At 73.0% G+C, this 22,014-nt stretch carries 19 protein-coding genes and 1 pseudogene; 14 read left to right on the forward strand and 6 right to left on the reverse strand.

The annotated features are described in order from the left end of the window. Positions 1-51 precede the first annotated feature (51 nt). The 3 genes from dnaJ to BU198_RS02125 all read left to right on the forward strand — a co-directional run bounded on the left by dnaJ (position 52) and on the right by BU198_RS02125 (position 2,946). Positions 52-1,218, forward strand: a complete 1,167-nt coding sequence (dnaJ, locus tag BU198_RS02115) for a molecular chaperone DnaJ (RefSeq protein ID WP_188295084.1) — start codon at positions 52-54, stop codon at positions 1,216-1,218. A 7-nt stretch (positions 1,219-1,225) separates the two neighbouring features. Then, positions 1,226-1,753 carry a heat shock protein transcriptional repressor HspR gene (locus tag BU198_RS02120; protein ID WP_223243804.1) on the forward strand — a complete coding sequence of 176 codons (528 nt, stop codon included), beginning with the start codon at positions 1,226-1,228 and terminating at the stop codon, positions 1,751-1,753. Positions 1,754-1,944: 191 nt separating this feature from the next. Continuing rightward, positions 1,945-2,946 carry a helix-turn-helix domain-containing protein gene (locus BU198_RS02125; RefSeq protein WP_188295085.1) on the forward strand — a complete coding sequence of 334 codons (1,002 nt, stop codon included), beginning with the start codon at positions 1,945-1,947 and terminating at the stop codon, positions 2,944-2,946. Between the two features lie 132 nt (positions 2,947-3,078). Here BU198_RS02125 and BU198_RS02130 read toward each other — a convergent pair whose 3' ends face one another. Beyond that, on the reverse strand, positions 3,079-3,372 hold the full coding sequence (locus BU198_RS02130) for a hypothetical protein (RefSeq protein ID WP_188295086.1): 294 nt from the start codon (positions 3,370-3,372) through the stop codon (positions 3,079-3,081). 202 nt (positions 3,373-3,574) lie between these two features. Here BU198_RS02130 and BU198_RS02135 point away from each other — a divergent pair, with 202 nt between their 5' ends. Beyond that, a complete protein-coding gene (locus tag BU198_RS02135) occupies positions 3,575-4,192 on the forward strand; it encodes a hypothetical protein (RefSeq protein WP_188295087.1) in 618 nt (205 codons plus the stop codon). 190 nt (positions 4,193-4,382) lie between these two features. On the opposite strand, the gene BU198_RS02140 is transcribed toward BU198_RS02135, so the two are convergent. The 3 genes from BU198_RS02140 to BU198_RS02150 all read right to left on the reverse strand — a co-directional run bounded on the left by BU198_RS02140 (position 4,383) and on the right by BU198_RS02150 (position 8,167). Then, on the reverse strand, positions 4,383-5,357 hold the full coding sequence (locus BU198_RS02140) for a helix-turn-helix domain-containing protein (protein ID WP_188295088.1): 975 nt from the start codon (positions 5,355-5,357) through the stop codon (positions 4,383-4,385). Then, positions 5,347-6,339, reverse strand: coding sequence for a LuxR family transcriptional regulator (locus BU198_RS02145; protein ID WP_317619925.1), 993 nt, complete (start codon positions 6,337-6,339; stop codon positions 5,347-5,349). The genes BU198_RS02140 and BU198_RS02145 overlap by 11 nt, the downstream gene beginning before the upstream one ends. A 718-nt stretch (positions 6,340-7,057) precedes the next feature. Continuing rightward, positions 7,058-8,167, reverse strand: a complete 1,110-nt coding sequence (locus BU198_RS02150; RefSeq protein ID WP_188295089.1) for a TDT family transporter — start codon at positions 8,165-8,167, stop codon at positions 7,058-7,060. A gap of 70 nt (positions 8,168-8,237) precedes the next feature. Here BU198_RS02150 and BU198_RS02155 point away from each other — a divergent pair, with 70 nt between their 5' ends. The 8 genes from BU198_RS02155 to pyrE all read left to right on the forward strand — a co-directional run bounded on the left by BU198_RS02155 (position 8,238) and on the right by pyrE (position 18,755). Then, a complete protein-coding gene (locus BU198_RS02155; protein ID WP_188295090.1) occupies positions 8,238-9,164 on the forward strand; it encodes a LysR family transcriptional regulator in 927 nt (308 codons plus the stop codon). Positions 9,165-9,327: 163 nt separating this feature from the next. Then, complete coding sequence (clpB, locus tag BU198_RS02160) at positions 9,328-11,949, forward strand: ATP-dependent chaperone ClpB (protein ID WP_188295091.1); 2,622 nt, start codon at positions 9,328-9,330, stop codon at positions 11,947-11,949. A gap of 435 nt (positions 11,950-12,384) precedes the next feature. Next, positions 12,385-12,942, forward strand: a complete 558-nt coding sequence (locus BU198_RS02165) for a YbjN domain-containing protein (protein ID WP_188295092.1) — start codon at positions 12,385-12,387, stop codon at positions 12,940-12,942. A gap of 112 nt (positions 12,943-13,054) precedes the next feature. Continuing rightward, entirely contained in the window at positions 13,055-14,215 is a 1,161-nt protein-coding gene (locus tag BU198_RS02170; protein WP_188295093.1) for a pyridoxal phosphate-dependent aminotransferase, read from the forward strand. 501 nt (positions 14,216-14,716) lie between these two features. Further along, positions 14,717-15,247: a DUF2617 family protein gene (locus BU198_RS02175; protein ID WP_188295094.1), complete on the forward strand. Its 531-nt coding sequence runs from the start codon at positions 14,717-14,719 to the stop codon at positions 15,245-15,247. Positions 15,248-15,402: 155 nt separating this feature from the next. Then, positions 15,403-17,049 (forward strand): polyamine aminopropyltransferase, encoded by a 1,647-nt coding sequence (locus BU198_RS02180; RefSeq protein WP_317619926.1) that lies wholly within the window; start codon positions 15,403-15,405, stop codon positions 17,047-17,049. Positions 17,050-17,181: 132 nt separating this feature from the next. Further along, positions 17,182-18,174 (forward strand): hypothetical protein, encoded by a 993-nt coding sequence (locus BU198_RS02185; protein WP_188295095.1) that lies wholly within the window; start codon positions 17,182-17,184, stop codon positions 18,172-18,174. A gap of 44 nt (positions 18,175-18,218) precedes the next feature. Then, the gene (gene pyrE, locus BU198_RS02190; RefSeq protein ID WP_188295096.1) at positions 18,219-18,755 is read left to right on the forward strand and encodes an orotate phosphoribosyltransferase; all 537 of its coding nucleotides are present in this window, start codon (positions 18,219-18,221) and stop codon (positions 18,753-18,755) included. A gap of 117 nt (positions 18,756-18,872) precedes the next feature. Here the strand turns inward: pyrE and BU198_RS02195 are convergent, their stop codons facing one another. Beyond that, positions 18,873-19,598 carry a DedA family protein gene (locus BU198_RS02195; RefSeq protein ID WP_317619928.1) on the reverse strand — a complete coding sequence of 242 codons (726 nt, stop codon included), beginning with the start codon at positions 19,596-19,598 and terminating at the stop codon, positions 18,873-18,875. 354 nt (positions 19,599-19,952) lie between these two features. Here BU198_RS02195 and fbaA point away from each other — a divergent pair, with 354 nt between their 5' ends. Next, complete coding sequence (gene fbaA, locus BU198_RS02200; protein ID WP_188295097.1) at positions 19,953-20,975, forward strand: class II fructose-bisphosphate aldolase; 1,023 nt, start codon at positions 19,953-19,955, stop codon at positions 20,973-20,975. Between the two features lie 110 nt (positions 20,976-21,085). On the opposite strand, the gene BU198_RS02205 is transcribed toward fbaA, so the two are convergent. After that, positions 21,086-21,505, reverse strand: a complete 420-nt coding sequence (locus BU198_RS02205) for a DUF3151 domain-containing protein (protein ID WP_049659647.1) — start codon at positions 21,503-21,505, stop codon at positions 21,086-21,088. A 219-nt stretch (positions 21,506-21,724) separates the two neighbouring features. Here BU198_RS02205 and BU198_RS41745 point away from each other — a divergent pair. Then, a pseudogene (locus BU198_RS41745) lies at positions 21,725-22,014 on the forward strand (hypothetical protein); the annotation flags it as partial.

Below are 22,014 nucleotides of genomic sequence, written 5' to 3' on the forward strand. Positions count from 1 at the left end.
CCGTCGCTGTTGACAGCACAGTGACGATGGACTCGGGAGGTGGCGCAAGCCGTGAGTGGCAAGGACTACGTGGAGAAGGACTACTACAAGGTCCTCGGCGTGCCCAAGGACGCCACCGCCACCGAGATCAAGAAGACCTACCGCAAGCTCGCGCGTGAGTTCCACCCCGACGCCAACAAGGGTGACACCACGGCCGAGGAGCGGTTCAAGGACATCTCCGAGGCGTACGACGTCCTCTCCGACGAGAAGCGCCGCAAGGAGTACGACGAGGCCCGCAGCCTCTTCGCCAACGGCGGCTTCCGGGCCGGCGGCGGCCCCGGCGGCACCGGCAGCTACAGCTTCGACTTCGGCGACCTCTTCAGCGGCCAGCAGGGCGGCGGCGGGGGCGGCGGAGGCGGGCTCGGCGACGTCTTCGGCGGCCTCTTCAACCGCGGCGGCACCCGGCAGGCCCCGCCCAGGCGCGGCGCCGACGTCGAGACCGAGGTGACGCTCTCCTTCGAGGAGGCGGTCGACGGCGCGACCGTCCCGCTGCGGATGACCAGCCAGGCCCCGTGCCGCCACTGCAACGGCAGCGGCGCCAAGTCCGGCACCACCCCGCGGGTCTGCCCGACCTGTGTCGGCGCCGGCACCGTCAGCCGCGGCCAGGGCGCCTTCGCGCTCTCCGAGCCGTGCAAGGACTGCCGCGGCCGGGGCATGATCGTCGACGACCCGTGCCCCGACTGCCACGGCAGCGGCCGGGCCAGCTCGGCCCGCACCATGCAGGTCCGCATCCCGGCCGGCGTCCAGGCCGACCAGCGCATCCGGCTCAAGGGCAAGGGCGCCCAGGGCGAGCGCGGCGGACAGCCCGGCGACCTCTACGTCACCGTGCACGTCGACCCGCACCCGGTCTTCGGGCGCAAGGGCGACAACCTCACGGTCACCGTCCCGGTCACCTTCCCCGAGGCGGCGCTCGGCGCCACCATCGAGGTGCCCACCCTGAACGGCCCCGCAGTGAAGCTCAAGCTCCCCCCGGGCAGCGCCAACGGCCTCACCATGCGCGCCCGCGGCAAGGGTGCCACCCGCAAGGACGGCACCCGCGGCGACCTCCTCGTCACCGTCGAGGTCGTGGTGCCCCAGCAGGTCGCCGGCGACGCGCTGAACGCCCTGGAGCAGTACCGCGAGGCCACCGCCTCCGACGATCCGCGAGCCGCCCTGTTCCGGGCGGCGAAGGGAGCGTGACGACCAGATGTCCCCGATGAACCCGATCGATCCCGACACCCCGATCGGCCCCGGCGTCGGCGAGGGCCTGCCCGGTGCCGGCCCGCGTCGCACCCGCCGGGCCGCGGCCCCGCCGCAGTACGTCCTCACCGAGGACACCCCGGTGTACGTCATCTCCGTGGCCGCCGAACTGTCCGGGCTGCATCCGCAGACCCTGCGCCAGTACGACCGCCTCGGCCTGGTCTGCCCCGACCGCACCGCGGGCCGCGGCCGCCGCTACTCCGCGCGCGACATCCAGCAGCTGCGCGAGGTCCAGCGGCTCTCCCAGGACGAGGGCATCAACCTGGCGGGCATCAAGCGGATCATCGAGCTGGAGAACCAGGTCTCCGCCCTCCAGTCCCGCGTCGCGGAACTGGTCGACTCCCTGGAGGGCGCCGCCAGCGCCCTGCGGCAGCGCGAGGCCGCCGTCCACGCCTCCTACCGCCGTGACCTCGTCCCGTACCAGCCCCCCACCCCGCAGTCCAGCGCCCTCGTCGTCTGGCGCCCCAGGCGCTGACCGGGCCACCCACCGAGCCGCCGGCCCCTCCTCTCGGGGGGTGCCGGCGGCTCGGTGTTGGTGAGAGAGTGTCGATCTGGCGATCGGCCAAGCTCGGGAGAGACCGGCGATCTCATCATCAGCAATGGTCACGCGCCCTAGGATCTGCTGGGACGGGTCACGGCGGGTTGGGTCAACGGCAAGGAGCCGGCATGAGTGGACGAGCTCAATTCGGCCCCATCACGAGTGGGGGGCCGATACTTTCCGCGGAAGCTCGTGCGCTTTTCCTGCACATCATCAGGACCGGCGGGAGTACGTCGAAAGAGGTCGCGGCTCCGGGTGAATCGAGTCCGCTGGACGAATTGATCAGAATAGGCCTTCTGGTCCCTGACCTCGATGCGCCGGACAGCCTGATCGCCATCGACCCGACCCAGCTTTCGGAGAGCCTCAGCAGCACCTGGCAGCGACAGGCACTCGACCTTCTCACCCGGGCCGTCACCCTGCCGACCGAACTGAGCGAACTCGCCCAGGAGTTTCACACGCCCGGACAGGTCGGCGGCTCGATCGAGTATGTCCATGGCAAAGTGCTGATAAATCAGAAGATGCAGCAGTACGCCGATGCGGGCGCCGAGGAGGCGCTGGCACTCCAGCCAGGGGGTCCACGGCCTCCCGAGCTACTGGCCTCGGTGATCGACCGGGACCTCGCCATGCTGGGCAACGGCACGAAGATCCGGACGATCTACCACGCCAGCACGCGATACCACCAGCCCACCCGGGACTACGTCACACGCCTGGCCAAGGCCGGCGGCCAGTACAGAACCCTTGACGAGCCCTATACCCGGCTCATCGTCATAGACCGGAAGATGGCCGTCATCCCGGTCGCGCACGACTTGAACATGGCGGCCTTCATCCACGAACCCGCGGTGGCCACCTACCTCGCCGAGCAGGTCTTCGAGCCGAGCTGGAGCCGCGCCCTCGACTTCGACGGGGACCGCACCGTCCCCCAGCAGGTCGTCTCGCGGCTTCGCCAGACGATCATCGATCTCCTGCTGGCGGGAACCAATCACAGAGTCATCGCGAGACGCCTGGGAATCAGCGAACGCACCCTGGCCCGCCATATCGCCGAGATGCGCGAGGAGCACAATGTGGACTCCTTGTTCCAACTCGGATACGCGCTCGCGCGGGCTGAATCCACAAACGGGAACCATCCGTAGAGACATGCCCGCGCCAGCAGCGCGTCGGATCAGTGGCGGGTAAAAGCGCGCCGGCCGTCCACATGCGAATACGTTTCCCGCGGACGAGGAAGTCCGGGGAAGTTTCGCATCAGTGCCGATCGGCACACGCGGTCAGCCCCAGCTGATGTCGTCGAGGACGGAGACAGCGGCAACGGCCGACGAGTCGGGCGCCGCCTGCCCGTGGTCGACCGCGAGATACCCGCCGAGCAATGCAGCCGCACCGACAACCAGAGGCAGGACCGCGTTACGGACGAAACGGCACAAGTGAGACATGCCCACCCCTTCTGTCATCTGCGTCGAACGCAGCGCCAAGACAAACTTACCGACCACATGTTGCCGCAGGGTGCACGAGCCTGCCAATAGCTGCACGCCTGAGAACGCGTCATCTCCCTGCCAGGCATCCATATGACACCGGGAAGCCCTGGACGGGGCAGGTGCCACAGATGGACGATCAGTTCGCCCCCGATAGTCCAGCACCAGTTGACAATTCTGTTGCTGTACTGTCAATTCTCCCAACAATCGGGGCATCGGACTACTTGAAGCAGCAACCACTCTCCACGCCTGCCGACGCACTTTTCAACCCGGTCGGCCTTTCCCCGGAGTCGACATGACCGAGCCCTACCTGCGTCACCACGACAGCCAGGCCCCTGAGGGTCGGCGTGCACGTGTGTTCCTGGCCGCGCCGCTGATGCGGCTGACCGGGCCGGCCGACAGCGTGGTGACGCTCGCCAGCCGGACGCGGCTGACGACGCTCCGCACCACCCTCCTCCGCAGCGGTGCCGCCGTGTACAGCGCGCACCACAGCGACGCCTGGACCATCTCCGGCCGCGCGCCGGAGCCGCGCGTTCCGTCCGACTTCCGCGCCCTCCAGTCCGCCGACCTGGTGTTCGCCTACGTCGGTGCCCCCCTCTCGGCCGGTGTGAGCCTGGAGCTCGGCTGGGCGTCGGCGCTGCGCAAGCCGATCGTCCTCCTGGTCGACGAGGCCATCACCCACAACCCGCTGATCGCCACCATCGAGCAGGTCGCCCCCGTCCTGCCGCTGGTCTTCGACGACACCTGGTCGCAGGAGGCCCTCAACCACACGGTCGAGACCGCGCTCGACTGGGCCGGCATGGCGCTCTCCCTGCGCGAGGGCTTCTGGACCGCCCCCGGCGAGCAGTTCAGCGTCCCCCGGCAGCAGCCCCCGGTCCCCGGCTACTGGCCGACCGGCGCCGCCACCGGCTGAACGGCGGCTGCCCACCGGGCTCTCCCGCCCGGGCTCCCCGCGGCTGCCGGCCCGGCCGGAACAGCGTCGCCGCGTCGTACGACTCCCGCGGCCGGGCGAACCGGCCCGCCACCGCACGCTCCCCGAGGCACCGGCCGCTCGCGCCGGCACGCCGGGTGAGGCGCTGGACGAAGAGCGGGGTGGCGGAGTGTCAGTCATGGCGCTCGCCCCGCAACTGCCAGCCGAGGTGGAAGAGGGTCCGGGCGCCGTAGCGGTCGCGCAGCCGGGAGATGTGGGCCGCGACGGTACGTTCGCTCACGCCCAGCCGGGTCGCGACGGCACGCTGGGTGAGACCGCGGGCGAGCAGCCGGCCGATCCGGACGGTGGTGGCGGGCGGCGGGTCGAGGTGACGGCCGACGGGTGCGGCGCGGGCCCAGTCGCGTTCGAACTGGGCGACCAGGTAGGCCACGGTGGTGGGGTCGGTGAGGAAGGCGGCACGGCTGCGGTCCTCGGCGGCGGGGATGACCGCCACCGCACGGTCGAAGACCAGCACCCGCTCGTACGGTTCGGCGAGGACCCGGACCTGGGCGCCCTGCCCGGCGCGCAGCGCGATCTGGCTCTGCACGGTGGGATCCGCGACGGTGGCCGGCTGGTAGACGGTGCGCAGCGAACAGCCCCGGCGGAGCAGCGAGAGGTCCTGGGCGAGGGCCATCCTGAGGGCTTCGAGCGGACGCGGGCCGGGCTGGGCGGCCAGGACCTCCTCCCGGCACTCCGAGACGAGTTCGGTGACCCGTCGGCGGACGTCGGCGGCGTCGTCGACGGTGTCGGCCGGACCGGTAGTGCCGGCCGTACCGGCGGTGCCGGGGTCGACGGCCGGCGCACACCGGTCCGGGCGGCGGGCCGTGTCGTAGGCGCGGGCGAGCGGCCCGAGGGTGCCGGGGAGCCGCTCGGCGTGCAGCAGCAGGCGGACGGCGCGGGAGCGCAGTTCGAAGCCGATGCGGTCGACCTGGGCCCGCGGGTTGGCGGCGGTCCAGCCGGTGGCGGTGGGGGCGAGCAGGCCGCGCGCGACGAGGGCGGCCAGGGTGGGACGGTCGGCGGGGGCGAGGTCCTCGGGGCGCAGCCGCCCTCCGCCGCGGACCGCGGCGAGGTAGAGGGCCCGTTCGGCCTGGCCCGGCTCATCGGTCATCGCGGGCGCCCCGCATCAGCCAGCCGAGCTGGAAGAGGGTCTGGGCGCCGTAGCGGTCGCGCAGCCGGGAGATGTGGCCGGCGACGGTGCGTTCGCTCAGGCCGAGCCTGGTGGCGACGGCGCGCTGGGTGAGACCGCGGGCGAGGAGCCGGCCGACCCGGTCGGGGATGGTCCTGGCGGGTCCCTGGCCGGGGGCGGCGGTCTCGGTGGTCTCGGCGCGCGCCCAGTCGCGTTCGAAGGTGCCGACCAGGTAGGTGATGGTGGCCGGGTCGCTGATGAAGGCGGCGGTGCTGTTGTCGTCGTTGGCGGAGATCACGGCGACGGACCGGTCGAAGACGATCAGCCGCTGGAAGGGCTCGTCGAGCACGCGGATGAGCGAGCCGTGCCGGGTGACCTCCTCGGCGTAGGCGCGGGCGGGCGGGTCGGCGAGGGCGACCGGCTGGTAGACGGTGCGCAGCGAGCAGCCGCGCCTGAGCAGTTGGACGTCCTGGCGGAGCGCGACCTGGAGGGTGTCGGCGGGACGGTGTCCCGGCTGCGCGGTGAGGACCTCGGAGCGGCAGTCGGAGACGAGCTGGGAGATCCGCTGGCGGATGTGGACGTGCCCCTCGACGTGGACGGCGCCGCCGGCCGGGCCGGACGGGCGGGGCATCGCGTCGTAGGCGCGGGTCAGACCGTCCAGGGCGCCGGGGAGGTTCTCCGCGCGGACCAGCAGGCGGGTGGCCTCGCTGCGCAGTTCGGCGCCGAGGCGGTCGCTGACCGAGCGCGGGCTGACCGCGGTGTAGCAGCGGTCCATCGGGTTGACCATCAACAGGCCGATGTCGATGAGCTGTTGCAGCGCACCCTGGTCGATGTCGGTGACCTCGCCGGCCGGGACGCGGCCGCCCTCGGCGATGACGGCCAGGTAGAGCTGCCGGGCGGCCTCGTCAGGCTCCTCGCCCACGTGCCCCGCCTGGTCCGGTGTGACCGCCGGTTCCGCCGTCACGTCGTGCCCTCCCTGCCGGACGCCTCTCCCCTGGTGTTGCCCCGTGTTCCCCGCCGCGCGGGCCGTGGTCCCGGTGGGCCGGCCGGGCCCACGGATCCGGATGCCGGTACGGCGTGGTCCCGGGCGTGGCGGTCACGGTACCGGGTGGGACGGCGGACCCCCGGCCCGGGTGCCGTCGCACGCCGGGTCCCCGGGGGCCGCCATCGGTACGCCAATGCCAAGGCGCTCCCGTCGAGGCGGAGCAGCAACGCCTCGACGGGTCCGGCAGCGGGGGCCATCACCACACATGGCCCCCAGCCGGTGCTCTTCGTTCCCCCGTTCCCGCCGGCGCCGACTGTGGCGCCCGCGGTCTTCTCGAAGAGCAAGTCGCCACCATCGGGCTGCGGTTGCCCGGACGACTTGGCGTGTCTCCACCCTCACAGCGTGACGTCCGGTGAACAAGTGCCGCCCGAGTGCATGTTCGCGCAATTGCAGCAATCTGCATCCCGGTGCTGGTGGGGAGGGCCGGGCGGCGGGTCGGATTCCGGTGAAGTCCGAGGCGGGGAAGGGGTGTCGGCGGTGTCCGGCGCCACCGTCGATTGGCCGTGCACGGTCATAGCGGACGTGCGCATTCCTGCACCGCCGGCATGCTCCTGAGCTGCCCGTCCGCCCCCGGTGACCAGCCCCGACGCGTTCCGGTACCCGCCGGCCCGCGCCGAGCCCGCGACCGGCCGTGCGCTCAGCGGGCCAGCAACCGCCCCCGCGCCAGCCCGGCCGCGGTACCGCCCGCCGCGAGCACCCAGGCGAGCGCCAGCAGCAGGTACAGCCCGACGGCCAGCCCGCTGAAGCCCCCGAAGCCGGTGTGCCGGGCGAGCGCGGAGGCGCCGGTGACGCAGGTGCCGACCGGGAAGGTGTACGCCCACCAGGTCATCGCGAACGGCATCCCGGCCCGGCGGGCGCGCAGGTTGGCGGTCAGCGCGACGGCCAGCCAGAGCATCGCGACGCCGATCACCGCCACGCCGTACAGCTCGGCCAGGTCGGTCATGGCGGGCGCCAGCGCGGGCAGCACCGGGCGGGCGGCGTCGGCGAGCTGGTGGACCGCGGTGACGGACTGGCCGAGCGGGCCGAGCACCAGGAACAGCGTGGGGGTGAGCGCCAGGGCGGGCAGCCTGCTGTGGAACAGCCCGGTGAAGACCACCGGCAGCAGCACCAGGGTGGCGAGCAGGCCGATCCCGAACAGCGCCCAGCAGCCGTACAGCATGGCCTGCTGCGCCGTCCCGGCCGGCAGGTGCGGGACCAGCGCCGGGCCGCAGGCGGAGGCGACCAGCGGGGCGACCACCGGCAGCAGCCAGGTCGGGTTGGCCTCCAGGGCGGAGACCCGGTGCCGGGTGATCATCAGGTACGGGATACCACCCGCCACGGCCAGCGCGTACAGGGTGCCGAGGCTCCACAGCACGGCGTCCAGGGCGACCGCGGGGCCGGTGCCGATGACCCGGGAGCCGAGCAGCAGGGTGCCCAGACCGACCGCCAGCAGCGCCATCGGCGGGCAGCCGTAGAAGACCGCGGTGGCCGGGTTGTCCAGCAGCTGGGCGCGGGCCGCCTCGCGGTGCCGGGTGAGGTGGACCAGCCGGGCGGCGGCCAGCACCAGCAGGGCGGCCAGGCCGAGCGCCCACATCACCTCGCCGAAGCCGGTCAGCCCGGGCAGCCGCACCGGCAGCACGGCGGCGCCGTTCGCCAGGATCGCGGTGCCCATCACTGCGGCGTACCAGTTGGGGCCGAGCTGGGCGAGGTCGAACCTGGAGCGGACGGCGGGACGGGCGAGGGGGCCGATACCGGCCAGAGTGGACATGCTCCCACCGTCGCCCGGGGGCCCGGCCGCCGGTAGCGCCCCGACCTCTATGGGGGCATAGCCTGAATCTATGGCCCTCTCCCCGCACGTCCCCGAACTCGGCGCCCTGGAACTGCTGCTCGCGGTGGCCCGGCTGGGCAGCGTCGGACGGGCGGCGGCCGAGCTGGGCGTCAGCCAGCCGACCGCCAGCGCCCGGATCAAGGGCATGGAGCGGCAGATCGGCGTCCCGCTGCTGGACCGCTCGCCCCGGGGCAGCACGCCGACCGAGGCGGGCCGGCTGGTGGTCGAGTGGGCCCGGCAGGTGGTGGAGGCGGCGCAGGCGATGGACGCCGGGATCGACGCGCTGCGCGAGCGGCGGGACGCCAAGCTGCGGGTGGTGGCCAGCCTGACCGTCGCCGAGTACCTGATGCCCGGCTGGCTGCTGGGCCTGTCCGAGGCCAGCCCGGGGACGGCGGTGACGCTGCGGACGGCGAACTCGGCGGACGTCGCCGGACACGTCCTGGCCGGGGACGCCGACCTCGGCTTCGTCGAGGGCCCCTCCACCCCGCCCGGACTGTCCGGCGCGGTGGTGGCGGCGGACCGGCTGGTGGTCGTGGTGGCGCCCGGCCACCCCTGGGCCCGGCGCCGGACCCCGCTGACCGGGGCCGAGCTGGCGGCCACCCCGCTGGTGCTGCGCGAGCCCGGCTCGGGCACCCGGGAGGTGCTGGAGACGGCCCTGCGGCCGTACGGGGGCGCGGCGCGGCCCTGGATGGAGCTGGCCTCGTCCACCGCGCTGAAGGGGGCCGCGATGACCGGGGCGGGGCCGGTCTGCCTGAGCGAGCTGGCGGTGGTGGAGGAGCTGGCCACCCGGCGGCTGGTCGAGGTGCCGCTGGCCCGGGAGCTGGACCTGCGGCGGCCGCTGCGCGCGGTGTGGCCGGCCGGGCAGCGGCCCGGCGGCCCCGCCAGGGCGCTGCTGGGGCTGACCCGGGGGTCCGCCGAACGTTCACCGAGAAGGTGAGCCGGAAAAGAGTTGAGCGGAGTAGACTCAACTTAGTGCATGCTGCTCGTGGCAGTGCGCTCCGGGTGTGCCATCTGCCCGGCAGTGCGGCACGCAGCAGTAGCGGTAGTACGAGCAGTAGCAGCAGCAGTAGTGCAGGACGACGAGGGAGGACCCCCCAGCAGTGGACGCCAGCAAGTTCACCACCAAGACGCAGGACGCCCTGGCCGCCGCCATCCGGCAGGCGGGCACGGCCGGCAACCCGGACGTCAGGCCGGTGCACATCCTGATCGCCCTGCTGGAGCAGCCCGAGGGCATCGCCAGGCCCCTGCTGGAGGCGGTCGGGGCGGACCTCTCCCGCGTCGACGCCGAGGCGCGCCGCCAGGCGGCCGCGCTGCCCAGCGCGATGGGTTCGACGGTCGCCGCGCCGCAGCTCGCCAGGGACACCATCGCGGTGCTCACCGAGGCCGGCCGGCGCGCGGACGACCTGGACGACCAGTACGTCTCCACCGAGCACCTGATGGTCGGCCTGGCCGCCGAGGGCGGGGCGGTGGCCGAGCTGCTGGCGCAGCAGGGCGCGACGGCGAAGGCGCTGCTCGCCGCGTTCAAGGACGTCCGGGGCAGCGGCCGGGTCACCTCGCCGGACCCGGAGGGCACCTACAAGGCGCTGGAGAAGTACGGCACCGACCTCACCCAGGCCGCCAGGGACGGCAAGCTCGACCCGGTGATCGGCCGCGACCACGAGATCCGCCGGGTGGTCCAGGTGCTCTCCCGCCGGACCAAGAACAACCCGGTGCTGATCGGCGAGCCGGGCGTCGGCAAGACCGCCGTGGTCGAGGGCCTGGCCCAGCGCATCGTGGCCGGCGACGTGCCGGAGTCGCTGCGCGGCAAGCGGCTGGTCTCGCTGGACCTCAGCGCGATGGTCGCGGGCGCCAAGTTCCGCGGCGAGTTCGAGGAGCGGCTGAAGGCCGTCCTGAACGACATCAAGTCCTCCGACGGCCAGGTCGTCACCTTCATCGACGAGCTGCACACCATGGTCGGCGCGGGCGCCGGCGGCGACTCCGCGATGGACGCGGGCAACATGCTCAAGCCGATGCTGGCCCGCGGCGAGCTGCGGATGGTCGGCGCCACCACGCTGGACGAGTACCGCGAGCGGATCGAGAAGGACCCGGCCCTGGAGCGCCGCTTCCAGCAGGTGCTGGTCGGCGAGCCCAGCGTGGAGGACTCGATCGCCATCCTGCGCGGCCTCAAGGGCCGGTACGAGGCGCACCACAAGGTGCAGATCTCGGACGCCGCCCTGGTCGCCGCGGCCACCCTGTCCAACCGCTACATCACCTCCCGCTTCCTGCCCGACAAGGCGATCGACCTGGTCGACGAGGCGGCCTCCCGGCTGCGGATGGAGATCGACTCCTCCCCGGTCGAGATCGACGAACTCCAGCGCTCCGTGGACCGGTTGCGGATGGAGGAGCTGGCCCTGGAGAAGGAGTCGGACCCGGCCTCGGTGGACCGGCTGGCCCGGCTGCGGCGCGACCTCGCCGACAAGAGCGAGCAGTTGAGCGTGCTGACGGCGCGCTGGGAGCAGGAGAAGAAGAGCCTCAACCGGGTCGGCGAGCTCAAGGAGCGGCTGGACGACCTGCACGGCGCGCTCGAACGCGCCCAGCGCGACGGGGACTTCGAGCGGGCGTCCAAGCTGATGTACGCCGAGGTCCCGGCCGCCGAGAAGGAGCTCACCGACGCCCAGGAGCGGGCCGCCGGCCAGGACGCCTCCGCCTCGATGGTCAAGGAGGAGGTCGGCCCGGACGACGTGGCCGACGTGGTCGCCTCCTGGACGGGCATCCCGGCGGGCCGGCTGCTGGAGGGCGAGAGCGCCAAGCTCCTGCGCATGGAGGACGAGCTGGGCCGGCGCCTGATCGGCCAGCAGGAGGCCGTGCAGGCCGTCTCGGACGCGGTGCGGCGCACCCGCTCCGGCATCGCCGACCCGGACCGCCCGACCGGCTCCTTCCTCTTCCTCGGCCCGACCGGTGTCGGCAAGACCGAACTCGCCAAGGCCCTGGCCGACTTCCTGTTCGACGACCAGCGGGCGATGGTCAGGATCGACATGAGCGAGTACGGCGAGAAGCACTCGGTCTCCCGCCTGGTCGGCGCCCCGCCCGGGTACATCGGCTACGAGGAGGGCGGCCAGCTCACCGAGGCGGTCCGCCGCCGCCCGTACAGCGTGGTGCTGCTGGACGAGGTGGAGAAGGCGCACCCGGAGGTCTTCGACGTCCTGCTCCAGGTGCTGGACGACGGGCGGCTCACCGACGGCCAGGGCCGCACGGTGGACTTCCGCAACGCGATCCTGATCCTCACCTCCAACCTGGGCTCGCACGCGTTTGTCGAACCGAGCCTGGTGGACCCGGCCACCCCGGAGGCGGAGAAGCGGGAGCTGGTGCTGGGCGCCGTCCGGTCGGCGTTCAAGCCGGAGTTCCTCAACCGGCTGGACGACATCGTGGTCTTCGAGCCGCTGGGCACCGCCGAGCTGAGCCGGATCGTCGACCTCCAGGTGGCCCGCCTGGGCGAGCGGCTGCGCGAGCGGCGGCTCACCCTGGACGTCTCCGCGGCCGCCCGCGACTGGCTGGCGCTCACCGGCTACGACCCGGCGTACGGCGCCCGCCCGCTGCGCCGGCTGGTGCAGTCCGCGATCGGCGACCAGCTGGCCAGGGCGATCCTGTCCGGCACGGTGCACGACGGGGACACCGTCCTGGTCGAACGGGACGAGGAGGAGGACCGCCTCACCGTCCGCAGCCGGGGGCCGCTGGAGAAGTGACGCCGCCGGGCGTCCGGCACCCGGGCCGCTCCCTCCGCTCCGGCGGCGGGGGCGGCCCGTTCCGCGCCCCTGTTCACCACTCAGCTCCATCGAGCCTCAACTCGCCCGGAGCGATCCGGCGTTGCACGCGCCCAGGCCCCGCGGGCGCGCCCACCGCCTCTGGCCGGCCCGCCCGGCCGAACCGTGCGCCGGGCGCGTGACGCGGCTCCCGCACGCCCCTCGGCACAGCCGGCGCCCGCACCCCGCGCACCCTCGGTGACCACCGTCCGCCGCACCGCCGCCGGGGCCTGCGACGACACCGGGGAGAACGCCGGACGAAGATCGGCACCGCCCTCGGACGCCCCTGTGAGCGGAGCCCCGAATGAGGCAGGATGGGAGGTGGAAAGGGCGGCCTCTCATTGCCGGCCACCACGTGCACTGAGGAAGAGGACCCCCATGAGCATCGACCCGTCGTCCATCCCGTCCTTCGGCGCGCCCCAGGGCGGCCAGCCCGGCGGCCAGGGCGGGGGGCCGGCCGGCCCGCCGCCGATCATCGTCCCGGACCAGGGCCTGGTCACCCAGCTGCTGGACCAGATGCAGCTCAAGCACGTCGTGGACGAGGAGGGCGACCTCACCGCCCCCTGGGAGGGCTTCCGCGTCTACTACATGTTCCGCGGCGAGCAGAAGGAGCTCTTCGCGGTGCGCGCCTTCTACGACCGCGCGTACCCGCTGGAGAAGAAGGGCGAGATCCTCGACCTGATCGACGAGTGGAACCGCGAGACCCTCTGGCCGAAGGTCTACACCCACACCCACGAGGACGGCGTGGTCCGCCTGATCGGCGAGGCCCAGATGATCGTCGGCACCGGCGTCAACCTGGACTACTTCGTCACCACCACCGCCAACTGGACCCAGGCCGCGGTCGGCTTCGAGCAGTGGATCGTCGAGCGCCTCGGCCTCCAGAACGAGATCGAGGGCGAGGACGGCGAGGCCCCCGAGGGCACCGACGAGGCCTGATCCCGCCCCGGCACTCCGGTACGGCCCGCCACCGCCCGGTGGCGGGCCGTCCTTGTCCCGGACTCCCGGCTGTCCCAGGATGGGCCTGACGACAAGCCGTGAGGAGTCACCGATGGGTACCAGGCCGCTGCTGAACCGCCGACTGGCCGGGATGGGCACGACGATCTTCGCCGAGATGTCCGCCCTGGCCACGGCCACCGGATCGATCAACCTCGGCCAGGGATTCCCCGACACCGACGGGCCCGAGGAGGTCCGCGAGGCGGCCGTACGGGCGCTGCGCGAGGGCCACGGCAACCAGTACCCGCCAGGGCCCGGCGTCCCCGAGCTGCGGGCCGCGATCGCCGAGCACCAGCAGCGCTTCCACGGCCTGTCCTACGACCCGGACACCGAGGTGCTGGTCACCGCCGGCGCCACCGAGGCCATCGCGGCCACCCTGCTGGCCCTGCTGGAGCCCGGCGACGAGGTGATCGCGTTCGAGCCGTTCTACGACTCGTACGCCGCCTGCATCGCGATGGCCGGCGCGACCCGTGTCCCGCTGACCCTGCGGGCCCCGTCCTTCCGCCCCGACCTCGACGAACTGCGCACCCTGATCACCCCGCGCACCCGGCTGCTGCTGATCAACACCCCGCACAACCCGACCGGCACCGTGCTGACCGCCGAGGAGCTGCGCGGCATCGCGGAACTCGCCGTCGAGCACGACCTGTTGGTGGTCACCGACGAGGTCTACGAGCACCTGGTCTTCGGTGCCGCCCACCACCCGGTCGCCGCCCTGCCCGGCATGCGCGAACGTACGGTCTCGATCTCCTCGGCCGGCAAGACCTTCTCCTTCACCGGCTGGAAGGTCGGCTGGGTCACCGCGAGCCCGGCGCTGGTCGCGGCCGTGCGCACGGCGAAGCAGTACCTCACCTACGTCAGCGCCGGCCCCTTCCAGTACGCCGTCGCCGAGGCCCTGCGGCTGCCCGACACGTACTTCGACACCCTGCGCGCCGACCTGCTGCGCAAGCGCGACCTGCTGGTCGACGGCCTCACCGCGGCCGGCTTCCGGGCCTTCACCCCCGAGGGCACCTACTTCGTCACCACCGACATCACCCCGCTCGGCGAGAAGGACGGCATCGAGTTCTGCCGTTCCCTGCCCGGCCGTTGCGGCGTCGTCGCCATCCCGAACGCGGTGTTCTACGACGACGTGGACGCGGGCCGTAGCCTGGTCCGCTTCACTTTCTGCAAAAAGGACGAGGTCCTCCAGGAGGCCGTCGCCCGCCTGCGGCGCCTGTGAGGGGCTGCACGCCCCCTTTCACACCCTTCGAACAGACGGGCCTGTGACCCGACACCAGTTCTGATTGATCATCAACTTCCTTGATCCGTAAGCGTATTCACTACTCTGGAGGAGTTCCGACCGGTCCGTGAGGCACTCCCCCGCCGCCCTCCACGCCCCGTGCGCGGAGGGCGGCGGAGTGTGATGCACCCGAACAGTGCACACCCGGCGCGCACGGCGCACAATCCGGTGATAGGGGCGCGCGCTGTGCAGTCTCGTACACGGGCTCGATCAGACCCGGGAAGCAGGTGTGCCCGAAACGGTGAATGCTTGACAAAGTTGGGTAAATCACCGGCGGACCCGGCGTATTCGTGCTTCTCTGCTGCTGAATCTCCAGCCGGAATCCTTCCTTCCACGGTCGGCCGCGCCCAGGGCCGCACAGCCACGAACAGCCTCGCCATCGCCTAGGCCTACTCGGTGCTGCTCGGCGGGCGCGCACGGAGCTGAAACGCGGAGCCGAGCATGCTCACCACACTGCAAACCTCCTACACGGACACCCGGGCCGGTGACCTCGCCTGGTGCCTCGGCGGCGACCCGCTGCCCGCTCTCGCCGTCCGCGACCTGAGACTCGGCGGAGGCGGCCGCCCGGGCCCGTCCGGCACCCTCCAGCTGCGCCTGCTGGGCGCCTCCCACCAGGTGGTGATCGACGCGGGCCCCGGCCGGTGTCTGGAGACCGTCGCCTGCCTGCCCGGCCGCCGCACCCCGCTGCCGGCCAGGGTGGCCAAGCAGGTCGGCGGCTGGGAGTACGAGTTCGCCGCCCGGATCGAGGTGCTGCCGCCGCACGACTTCGCGGCCCGCGCCCAGGAACTGCTGGCCCTGGTCGAGGGGCACCCGCGGGGCCTGGCCGGGGTCTTCCCCGGCGACCCGAGCGCCTTCACCGCGCTGGTGACCCAGGGCCGCGAGGACCGGCTACTCTGGCGGACCTGGCACGCCTACCCGCAGGAGGGGCAGCTGGTGTGCACCCGCTCCTCGCTGGTGGTGTCCGGGGCATGACCCTCCGAAGCCCGGACCGGGACCCCGATCCGGCCGTAGGCCGCCCGGGTGCGGGCCTACGAATCGTACGCAGGAACGGTTCGTCAATCCGACGTTGCTCACTGTCCGTCGAATGGGCGCAGCCATCCATCCCGCACGTCCCCTAGCGTTTGTTCGTGATCAACCATCCGGCCGGTCCGCCCGCACGTCCGCGAGTGGACCTCGACGACGGCACCCCGCCCCGGCCCGGGCGAGGCCTCGCCCCGCTCCCGCCCACCCGCCGTCGGTCCCGGCTGCGCTCCAGCCCCCGGCTCGCCCGCCTGACCGTCCTGCTGGCCGCGTTCGTCTGCGCGGCCTGCGGACTGGTCTACGAGCTCGAACTCGTGGCGCTCGGCGACTACCTGCTCGGGGACACCGTCACCCAGACCTCCGTCGTGCTCTCCGTCATGGTGTTCGCGATGGGCCTCGGCTCGCTGCTCGCCAAACGGTTCACCAGCAGGCCCGCCACCGCCTTCGCCCTGGTCGAGTGCGCACTCGCCCTCACCGGCGGGCTCTCCGTCCTCGCGCTCTACTCCTGCTGGGCCTGGATCGGCCGCTACCAGGCCGCCATGGTCGGCCTCACCTGCCTGATCGGCATCCTGATCGGCGCCGAGATCCCGCTGCTGATGACCCTCATCCAGCGCATCCGCCGCGAGGACGCCGGACGGGCCGTCGCCGACCTGTTCGCCGCCGACTACGTCGGCGCGCTGATCGGCGGCCTCGCCTTCCCGTTCCTGATCCTGCCCACCCTCGGCCCCGGCGACGGCGCGCTGCTCACCGGTGCCGTCAACGCCGTCGCCGGGGCGGCCGTGGTGCTCTGGCTGTTCCGCGAGGAGCCGGCCCCCCGGATACGACGGCTGCTCTGGGGCTGCTGCCTGCTCGTCCTCGCCCTGCTCGCCGCGGCCGCGGCCGGCTCCGACGCGATCGAGCGCACCGCCCGGCACGCCCTGTACGGCGACCAGGTCCGCTACGCGACCCGCAGCCGGCACCAGGAGATCGTGCTCACCGGCCCCGCCGAGGGCCCGCTCCGGCTCTACCTGGACGGCCGGCTCGCGGTCTGCGGGCCCGACGAGTACCGGGGCAGCGAGGGCCTGGTGCACCCCGCCATGGCGGCCGGCCCCGACACCCGGGTCCTGCTGCTGGGCGGCGGCGACGGGCTCGCCCTGCGGGAGGTGCTGCGGCACCGGGGCGTCCGCTCCGTGCGACTGGTCGACGCCGACCCCGCCCTCCCCCGGCTCGCCCGCACCGACCCCGCGCTCTCCGCGCTCGGCGGCCGCTCGCTGGACGACCCCAGGGTCGGCACCACCGCGGCCGACCCGATGGCCTGGCTGCGCGGCGCCGGCGCCTCCGGCGGGGACGGACCGTACGACGTGGTGCTCGCCGACCTCCCGGCACCGGCCGACGGCGGGCCGGTCAAGTTCCACTCCCAGGAGTTCTACGGCCTCGCCACCCGGCTGCTCTCCCCCGGCGGCCGGATCGCCGTCCGCGCCGGGAGCGACCTGGACGGCCTCTGGCAGATCGACTCGGGCCTGCGGACCGCGGGCCTGCAGACCGCCCCGTACGCCGTCCCCGGCAGCGCCACCGCCGCCTGCCGGCCCGGCCCGCAGGACGGCGCCCAGAACTTCCTGCTCGCCGCCGCCACCCGGCCGCCGCTCACCCTCGCTCCCGACGCCCCGCCGCCCCGCGCCCTCACCCCCGACACCCTCCGCGGCTCCACCACCCGCCTCTCCGCGCTCCGCCCCGCCCGCCCCCCGGCCGCCCTCACCCTCCTCGGGCCCCGCTGACACCGCGGCCCGGGCGGGCCCGCTCCCGGGGCCGACGGCGATGGTGCGACGACCAAGGGAACAGGTGGGGTGGGAAAAGTCGGATGGTGGTGGGTAGGGACCGGGCGGGGACCAGTCGGTAGGCTCCGTGACATGGAGCATGAGGTTGTCGTCCCGATGTCCGCCGAGCCGGTGCGCCAGGCCCTGCAGGATCCGGCGCTGCTGGCCCGGAGCGTGCCCGGGCTGAGCACCGAGCCGGCCGCGGTCGGCGCCGGTGCGGCCGAGGAGATCAGCGGCCGGCTGAAGCTGCGGGTCGGCGGCTCCACGATCACGTACAAGGGCGTGCTGTCGCTGATCGAGGGCCGGGAGGGCGTGCTGACCGTGCTCGCCGAGGGCGAGGAGGTCCGGGGCAGCGGTGAGGTGACCGCCACCGTACGGGTCAGCGTCGCGGACGGTGCCGAGGACGGCACCGCGACGATCCGCTTCACCGGCGACCTGAGCGGCACCGGCCGGCTGACCGAGTTCGACGAGGAGACCCTCGACGCCACCGGCCGCCGCCTGCTGGACCGGTTCGCCGCAGCGCTGGCCGCCCCGGAGGGCGAGCAGCCGCAGGATCAGGACGAGGACACGGACACGGCCGCGGCCGACGCCGGAGTGGTCTTCATCGAGGATCGCCAGGACCGGCCCGGCGACGACCTGGACGACGACCTCTCCGACCTGATCGCCTTCTCCGACGCCGACGCCGAGCGCTTCGGCCTGCCCACCGGCTCGGCCGACGACGACGAGGACGACGTCGACAGCGAGGACCTGGACGGCCCTGCCGAGCAGGACGCCGTCGCCGAGGAGATCCCCGCCGAGCCGCTCTTCGCGTACGAGGAGGAACCGGTGCTCACCGGCCCGGTGCGCCGCAGCATCGTCGGCCGGTCCGCCGAGGAGGTGGACCACGCCCCGCCGCGCGGCCCGTACGCCCCGGCGCTGCCCGCCCGCAGTGCGCGGGCCCGGGCGGCGTCCCGCTGGGGCGGCGAGGTCGGCGGGATCGTGGTGCCCGGCACCGGCGGCCGCAGCGCGGTGCCGTGGGTGATCGGCGGCTCGGTGGCGCTGCTGGGCGGGGCCGTGGTGCTGGTCAGGGCGCTGCGCCGGCGCTGAGCCCGGAGCGCCGGGCCCATGCCCAGGGCCTAGACTGAACGCTCATGAGCAACGACCGCGACGCCCTGCTGGCGCAGATCAAGGACAAGGCCGTCGTGCACGGCAAGGTCACCCTCTCCTCCGGCAAGGAGGCCGACTACTACGTCGACCTGCGCCGGATCACGCTGGACGGCGTGGCCGCCCCGCTGGTCGGCCGGGTGATGCTGGACGCGACCTCGCACCTGGAGTACGACGCCGTCGGCGGTCTGACCCTGGGTGCCGACCCGGTGGCCGCCTCGATGCTGCACGCCGCCGCCGCGCGCGGGCAGCAGCTGGACGCCTTCGTGGTCCGCAAGGCCGGCAAGGCCCACGGCCTCCAGCGCCGGATCGAGGGCCCGGAGGTCAAGGGCCGCCGGGTGCTGGCGGTCGAGGACACCTCCACCACCGGCGGCTCGGTGCTGACCGCCGTGGAGGCGCTGCGCGAGGCGGGTGCCGAGGTGGTCGGCGTCGCGGTGATCGTGGAGCGCGGCGGCGCGGCCGCCATCGAGGCGCAGGGACTGGAGTACGTGACCGCGTACACCCTGGACGACCTGGGTCTCTGACCTCCACGGGCACGACGAACGGCTGAGGGCCGGTTCTGTTTCACGTGAAACAGAACCGGCCCTCAGCCGTGTGCGGGACGCCGTACGACAGGACGCCGGGCGCAGGACGCCGGGCGCTCAGCCCCGCCGGTGCCGGCCGTTGCCGGCCTGGACCGCGCTCTCGCCGCCGTCGTCCTCGGCGCCGCCGCCCGCCCGCTTCTTCTTCCGCTCGCGCACGACCTCGATCAGGATCGGCGAGACCGACAGCAGCACGATCAGCAGCACCGCGGGGATCAGGTACTTGTCGATCACCGGGGCGAGCGCGTCACCGAAGAAGTAGCCGGTCAGCAGCATGGACTCGGTCCACAGCACGCCGCCGATCACGTTCCAGACGAAGAAGGTCCGCGCGGGCATCTCCAGGGTGCCCGCGACCGGGTTCAGGAACGTGCGGACGATCGGCATGAAGCGGGCCAGCACCACGGCCTTGCCGGAGCCGAACTTGTTGAAGTACTCCTCCGCCTTCACCACGTACTCGCGGCGGAAGATCTTCGAGTCGGGCTTGTCGAACATCTTCGGCCCGACCTTGACGCCGATCAGGTGCCCGAGCTGGGCTCCGGCGATCGCCGCGATCGGGCAGCCGATCAGCAGGACGGCGATCGGCAGCTTGGCGCCGTCGCCGAGCACCGAGGAGGCGGCGTTCGAGGCGGCGACACCCGCGAGGATCAGCAGCGAGTCACCCGGGAAGAAGAAGCCGACCAGCAGGCCGGTCTCCGCGAAGATGATCGCGATCAGCCCGATGGCGCCGAGGGACGAGATCAGGGATTTGGCGTCGAGCAGGTTGACGGCCAGCTGGTTGTAGTCCACGGGCGCAGGATAGCGGGCGCGCCTTGCGAACGAGCGGGCGTCCCCGTCCCGTCGGGCCCGGCCGAGACCGCCCGGGGCCCGCCGTGCGGACCGCCGCGGGCCCGCAGCGCGCGGCGTTCCGCATGGCGGGCTCCTGCTGACCCGCGAGCACGAGTCTGGGAAGATGGCGAAGGCGTCCGGTCCGCGGTGGCACACCACCCTCATGGCCGTACCGCGCAGGTCGCCGCGAACCTTGGTGCCGGAGAGCCACACCGCAACGCCGCGCGTCGGCGGTCCGGCACGGAGTCGTCACGAAGGCGTACACAGCGTCGGACAGCACCGTCCGTACGCCGCAACCCGACAGGAGCGGATCGCATGCCCATCGCAACTCCCGAGGTCTACAACGAGATGCTCGACCGGGCCAAGGCGGGCAAGTTCGCCTACCCGGCCATCAACGTCACGTCGTCGCAGACCCTGCACGCCGCGCTGCGCGGTTTCGCCGAGGCCGAGAGCGACGGCATCATCCAGATCTCGACGGGTGGCGCGGAGTTCCTGGGCGGCCAGCACAGCAAGGACATGGTGACCGGCGCCGTCGCGCTCGCCGAGTTCGCGCACATCGTCGCCGCCAAGTACGACATCACCGTCGCGCTGCACACCGACCACTGCCCGAAGGACAAGCTGGACGGCTACGTCCGTCCGCTGCTGGCGGTCTCCGCCGAGCGCGTGGCCAGGGGCGAGAACCCGCTGTTCCAGTCGCACATGTGGGACGGCTCGGCCGAGACCCTCGCCGACAACCTGGCCATCGCCCAGGAGCTGCTGGCCCAGGCCGCCGCCGCCAAGATCATCCTTGAGGTCGAGATCACCCCGACCGGGGGCGAGGAGGACGGCGTCACCCACGAGATCAACGACGAGCTGTACACCACCGTCAACGACGTCGTGCGCACCGCCGAGGCGCTGGGCCTGGGCGAGAAGGGCCGCTACCTGCTGGCCGCGTCCTTCGGCAACGTCCACGGCGTGTACAAGCCGGGCAACGTCGTGCTGAAGCCGGAGCTGCTGCGCGAGCTCCAGGACGCGATCGGCAAGCAGTACGGCAAGACCGACCCGTTCGACTTCGTCTTCCACGGTGGCTCGGGCTCCAGCACCGAGGAGATCGCCACCGCGCTGGAGAACGGCGTCGTGAAGATGAACCTGGACACCGACACCCAGTACGCCTTCACCCGCCCGGTGGCCGGCCACATGTTCGCCAACTACGACGGCGTGCTGAAGGTCGACGGCGAGGTCGGCAAGAAGAACACCTACGACCCGCGCACCTGGGGCAAGCTGGCCGAGGCCGGCATGGCCGCCCGCGTGCGCGAGGCCGCCGAGCAGCTGCGTTCGGCGGGCAAGCGCCTGAAGTGAGCCCGGTCGCCGTCACCACCTGACGGCGCGCGACGGCCAGGCAGAACAAGGGGTGCCCCCGGCGGAGGACCGCCGGGGGCACCCGTGCGTCGGGTTGCCGTCCGCTCGGACTACTGCTTGAGCTCCGCGTACGCCTCCGCGCTGCTGTCCTTCAGGAACTGCCAGCAGCGGGCCTCCTCCTCGGTCTCCTTGATCGCGCCGGCCGCCCGCGCGAGCGCGGCCAGGCAGCGCAGGAAGCCGCGGTTGCCGCGGTGCTCCCACGGCACCGGGCCGTGGCCCTTCCAGCCGTTGCGCCGCAGCGCGTCCAGACCGCGGTGGTAGCCGGTGCGGGCGTAGGCGTACGACTCGACGTAGCGGCCGGCCGCGTAGGCGTCGTCGGCGAGCATCGCCCAGGCCAGGCAGAAGACCGGGAACTCGGCCGCCACCTGGGTCGGGGAGGCCGACTCCTCCGCCAGCATGCGGTAGGGCCGCTCCTCCTCCGGGAGGAGGGTCGGTTCGGGACCGTCGAGAAGGTTCCTGTGAATCGCCATGCCCTGAAGTCTGCCACCCGAGACGCAGGGGTCAACCGCCGTCCCGTGACGGCCGCCGCTCCGGGCGGCCACGCCGCGGCCGGGGTGTGTGGACATTCACCCGTTCGCCGTGCCACTGTGAAGATCATGTCCGCAGCCAGATCCGACGGCAGGCGGGTCGCGCCGCCCCGGAAGGGCGGTCGCCGACGCCGCAGGACGCCTCGGAGAGCCGGCCCTGGCATGCTCATGGCACTGGCAGCCGCCCTGCTGGTGCTGGGCGCCACGGCGGTCGTGCTGACCCGATCCACGGGAACCCCGGCCGCCGCCCCGGCCACCCAGGCGAGGATCGCCCCGCCCGCCGAGCAGGCCCCCCCGGCGGCACCGGCAGACGCCCTGACCCCGCCGCCGGCACCCGCCCCCGGCCGCGAGCCGCTGCTGAAGGTGACCGGCCTGACCCGGCACTTCCCGATCCGCAGCGGGCTGCTGCGCCGCCAGACCGGCGCGGTGCGGGCCGTCGACGGCATCGACTT

It is taken from the genome of Streptomyces sp. CBMA156 (assembly GCF_014596515.1).
GTDB lineage: Bacteria > Actinomycetota > Actinomycetes > Streptomycetales > Streptomycetaceae > Kitasatospora.

Coding starts and splice junctions, on each gene's coding strand:
- BU198_RS02165 (WP_188295092.1), top strand. CDS start 12,385: ATGAGCATCGACCCGTCGTCCATCCCGTCCTTCGGCGCGCCCCAGGGC.
- BU198_RS02205 (WP_049659647.1), bottom strand. CDS start 21,505: ATGGCGATTCACAGGAACCTTCTCGACGGTCCCGAACCGACCCTCCTC.
- BU198_RS02175 (WP_188295094.1), top strand. CDS start 14,717: ATGCTCACCACACTGCAAACCTCCTACACGGACACCCGGGCCGGTGAC.
- BU198_RS02125 (WP_188295085.1), top strand. CDS start 1,945: ATGAGTGGACGAGCTCAATTCGGCCCCATCACGAGTGGGGGGCCGATA.
- BU198_RS02185 (WP_188295095.1), top strand. CDS start 17,182: ATGGAGCATGAGGTTGTCGTCCCGATGTCCGCCGAGCCGGTGCGCCAG.
- BU198_RS02140 (WP_188295088.1), bottom strand. CDS start 5,357: ATGACCGATGAGCCGGGCCAGGCCGAACGGGCCCTCTACCTCGCCGCG.
- BU198_RS02130 (WP_188295086.1), bottom strand. CDS start 3,372: ATGGATGCCTGGCAGGGAGATGACGCGTTCTCAGGCGTGCAGCTATTG.
- BU198_RS02155 (WP_188295090.1), top strand. CDS start 8,238: ATGGCCCTCTCCCCGCACGTCCCCGAACTCGGCGCCCTGGAACTGCTG.
- fbaA (WP_188295097.1), top strand. CDS start 19,953: ATGCCCATCGCAACTCCCGAGGTCTACAACGAGATGCTCGACCGGGCC.
- BU198_RS02170 (WP_188295093.1), top strand. CDS start 13,055: ATGGGTACCAGGCCGCTGCTGAACCGCCGACTGGCCGGGATGGGCACG.
- BU198_RS02150 (WP_188295089.1), bottom strand. CDS start 8,167: ATGTCCACTCTGGCCGGTATCGGCCCCCTCGCCCGTCCCGCCGTCCGC.
- pyrE (WP_188295096.1), top strand. CDS start 18,219: ATGAGCAACGACCGCGACGCCCTGCTGGCGCAGATCAAGGACAAGGCC.
- BU198_RS02135 (WP_188295087.1), top strand. CDS start 3,575: ATGACCGAGCCCTACCTGCGTCACCACGACAGCCAGGCCCCTGAGGGT.
- BU198_RS02120 (WP_223243804.1), top strand. CDS start 1,226: ATGTCCCCGATGAACCCGATCGATCCCGACACCCCGATCGGCCCCGGC.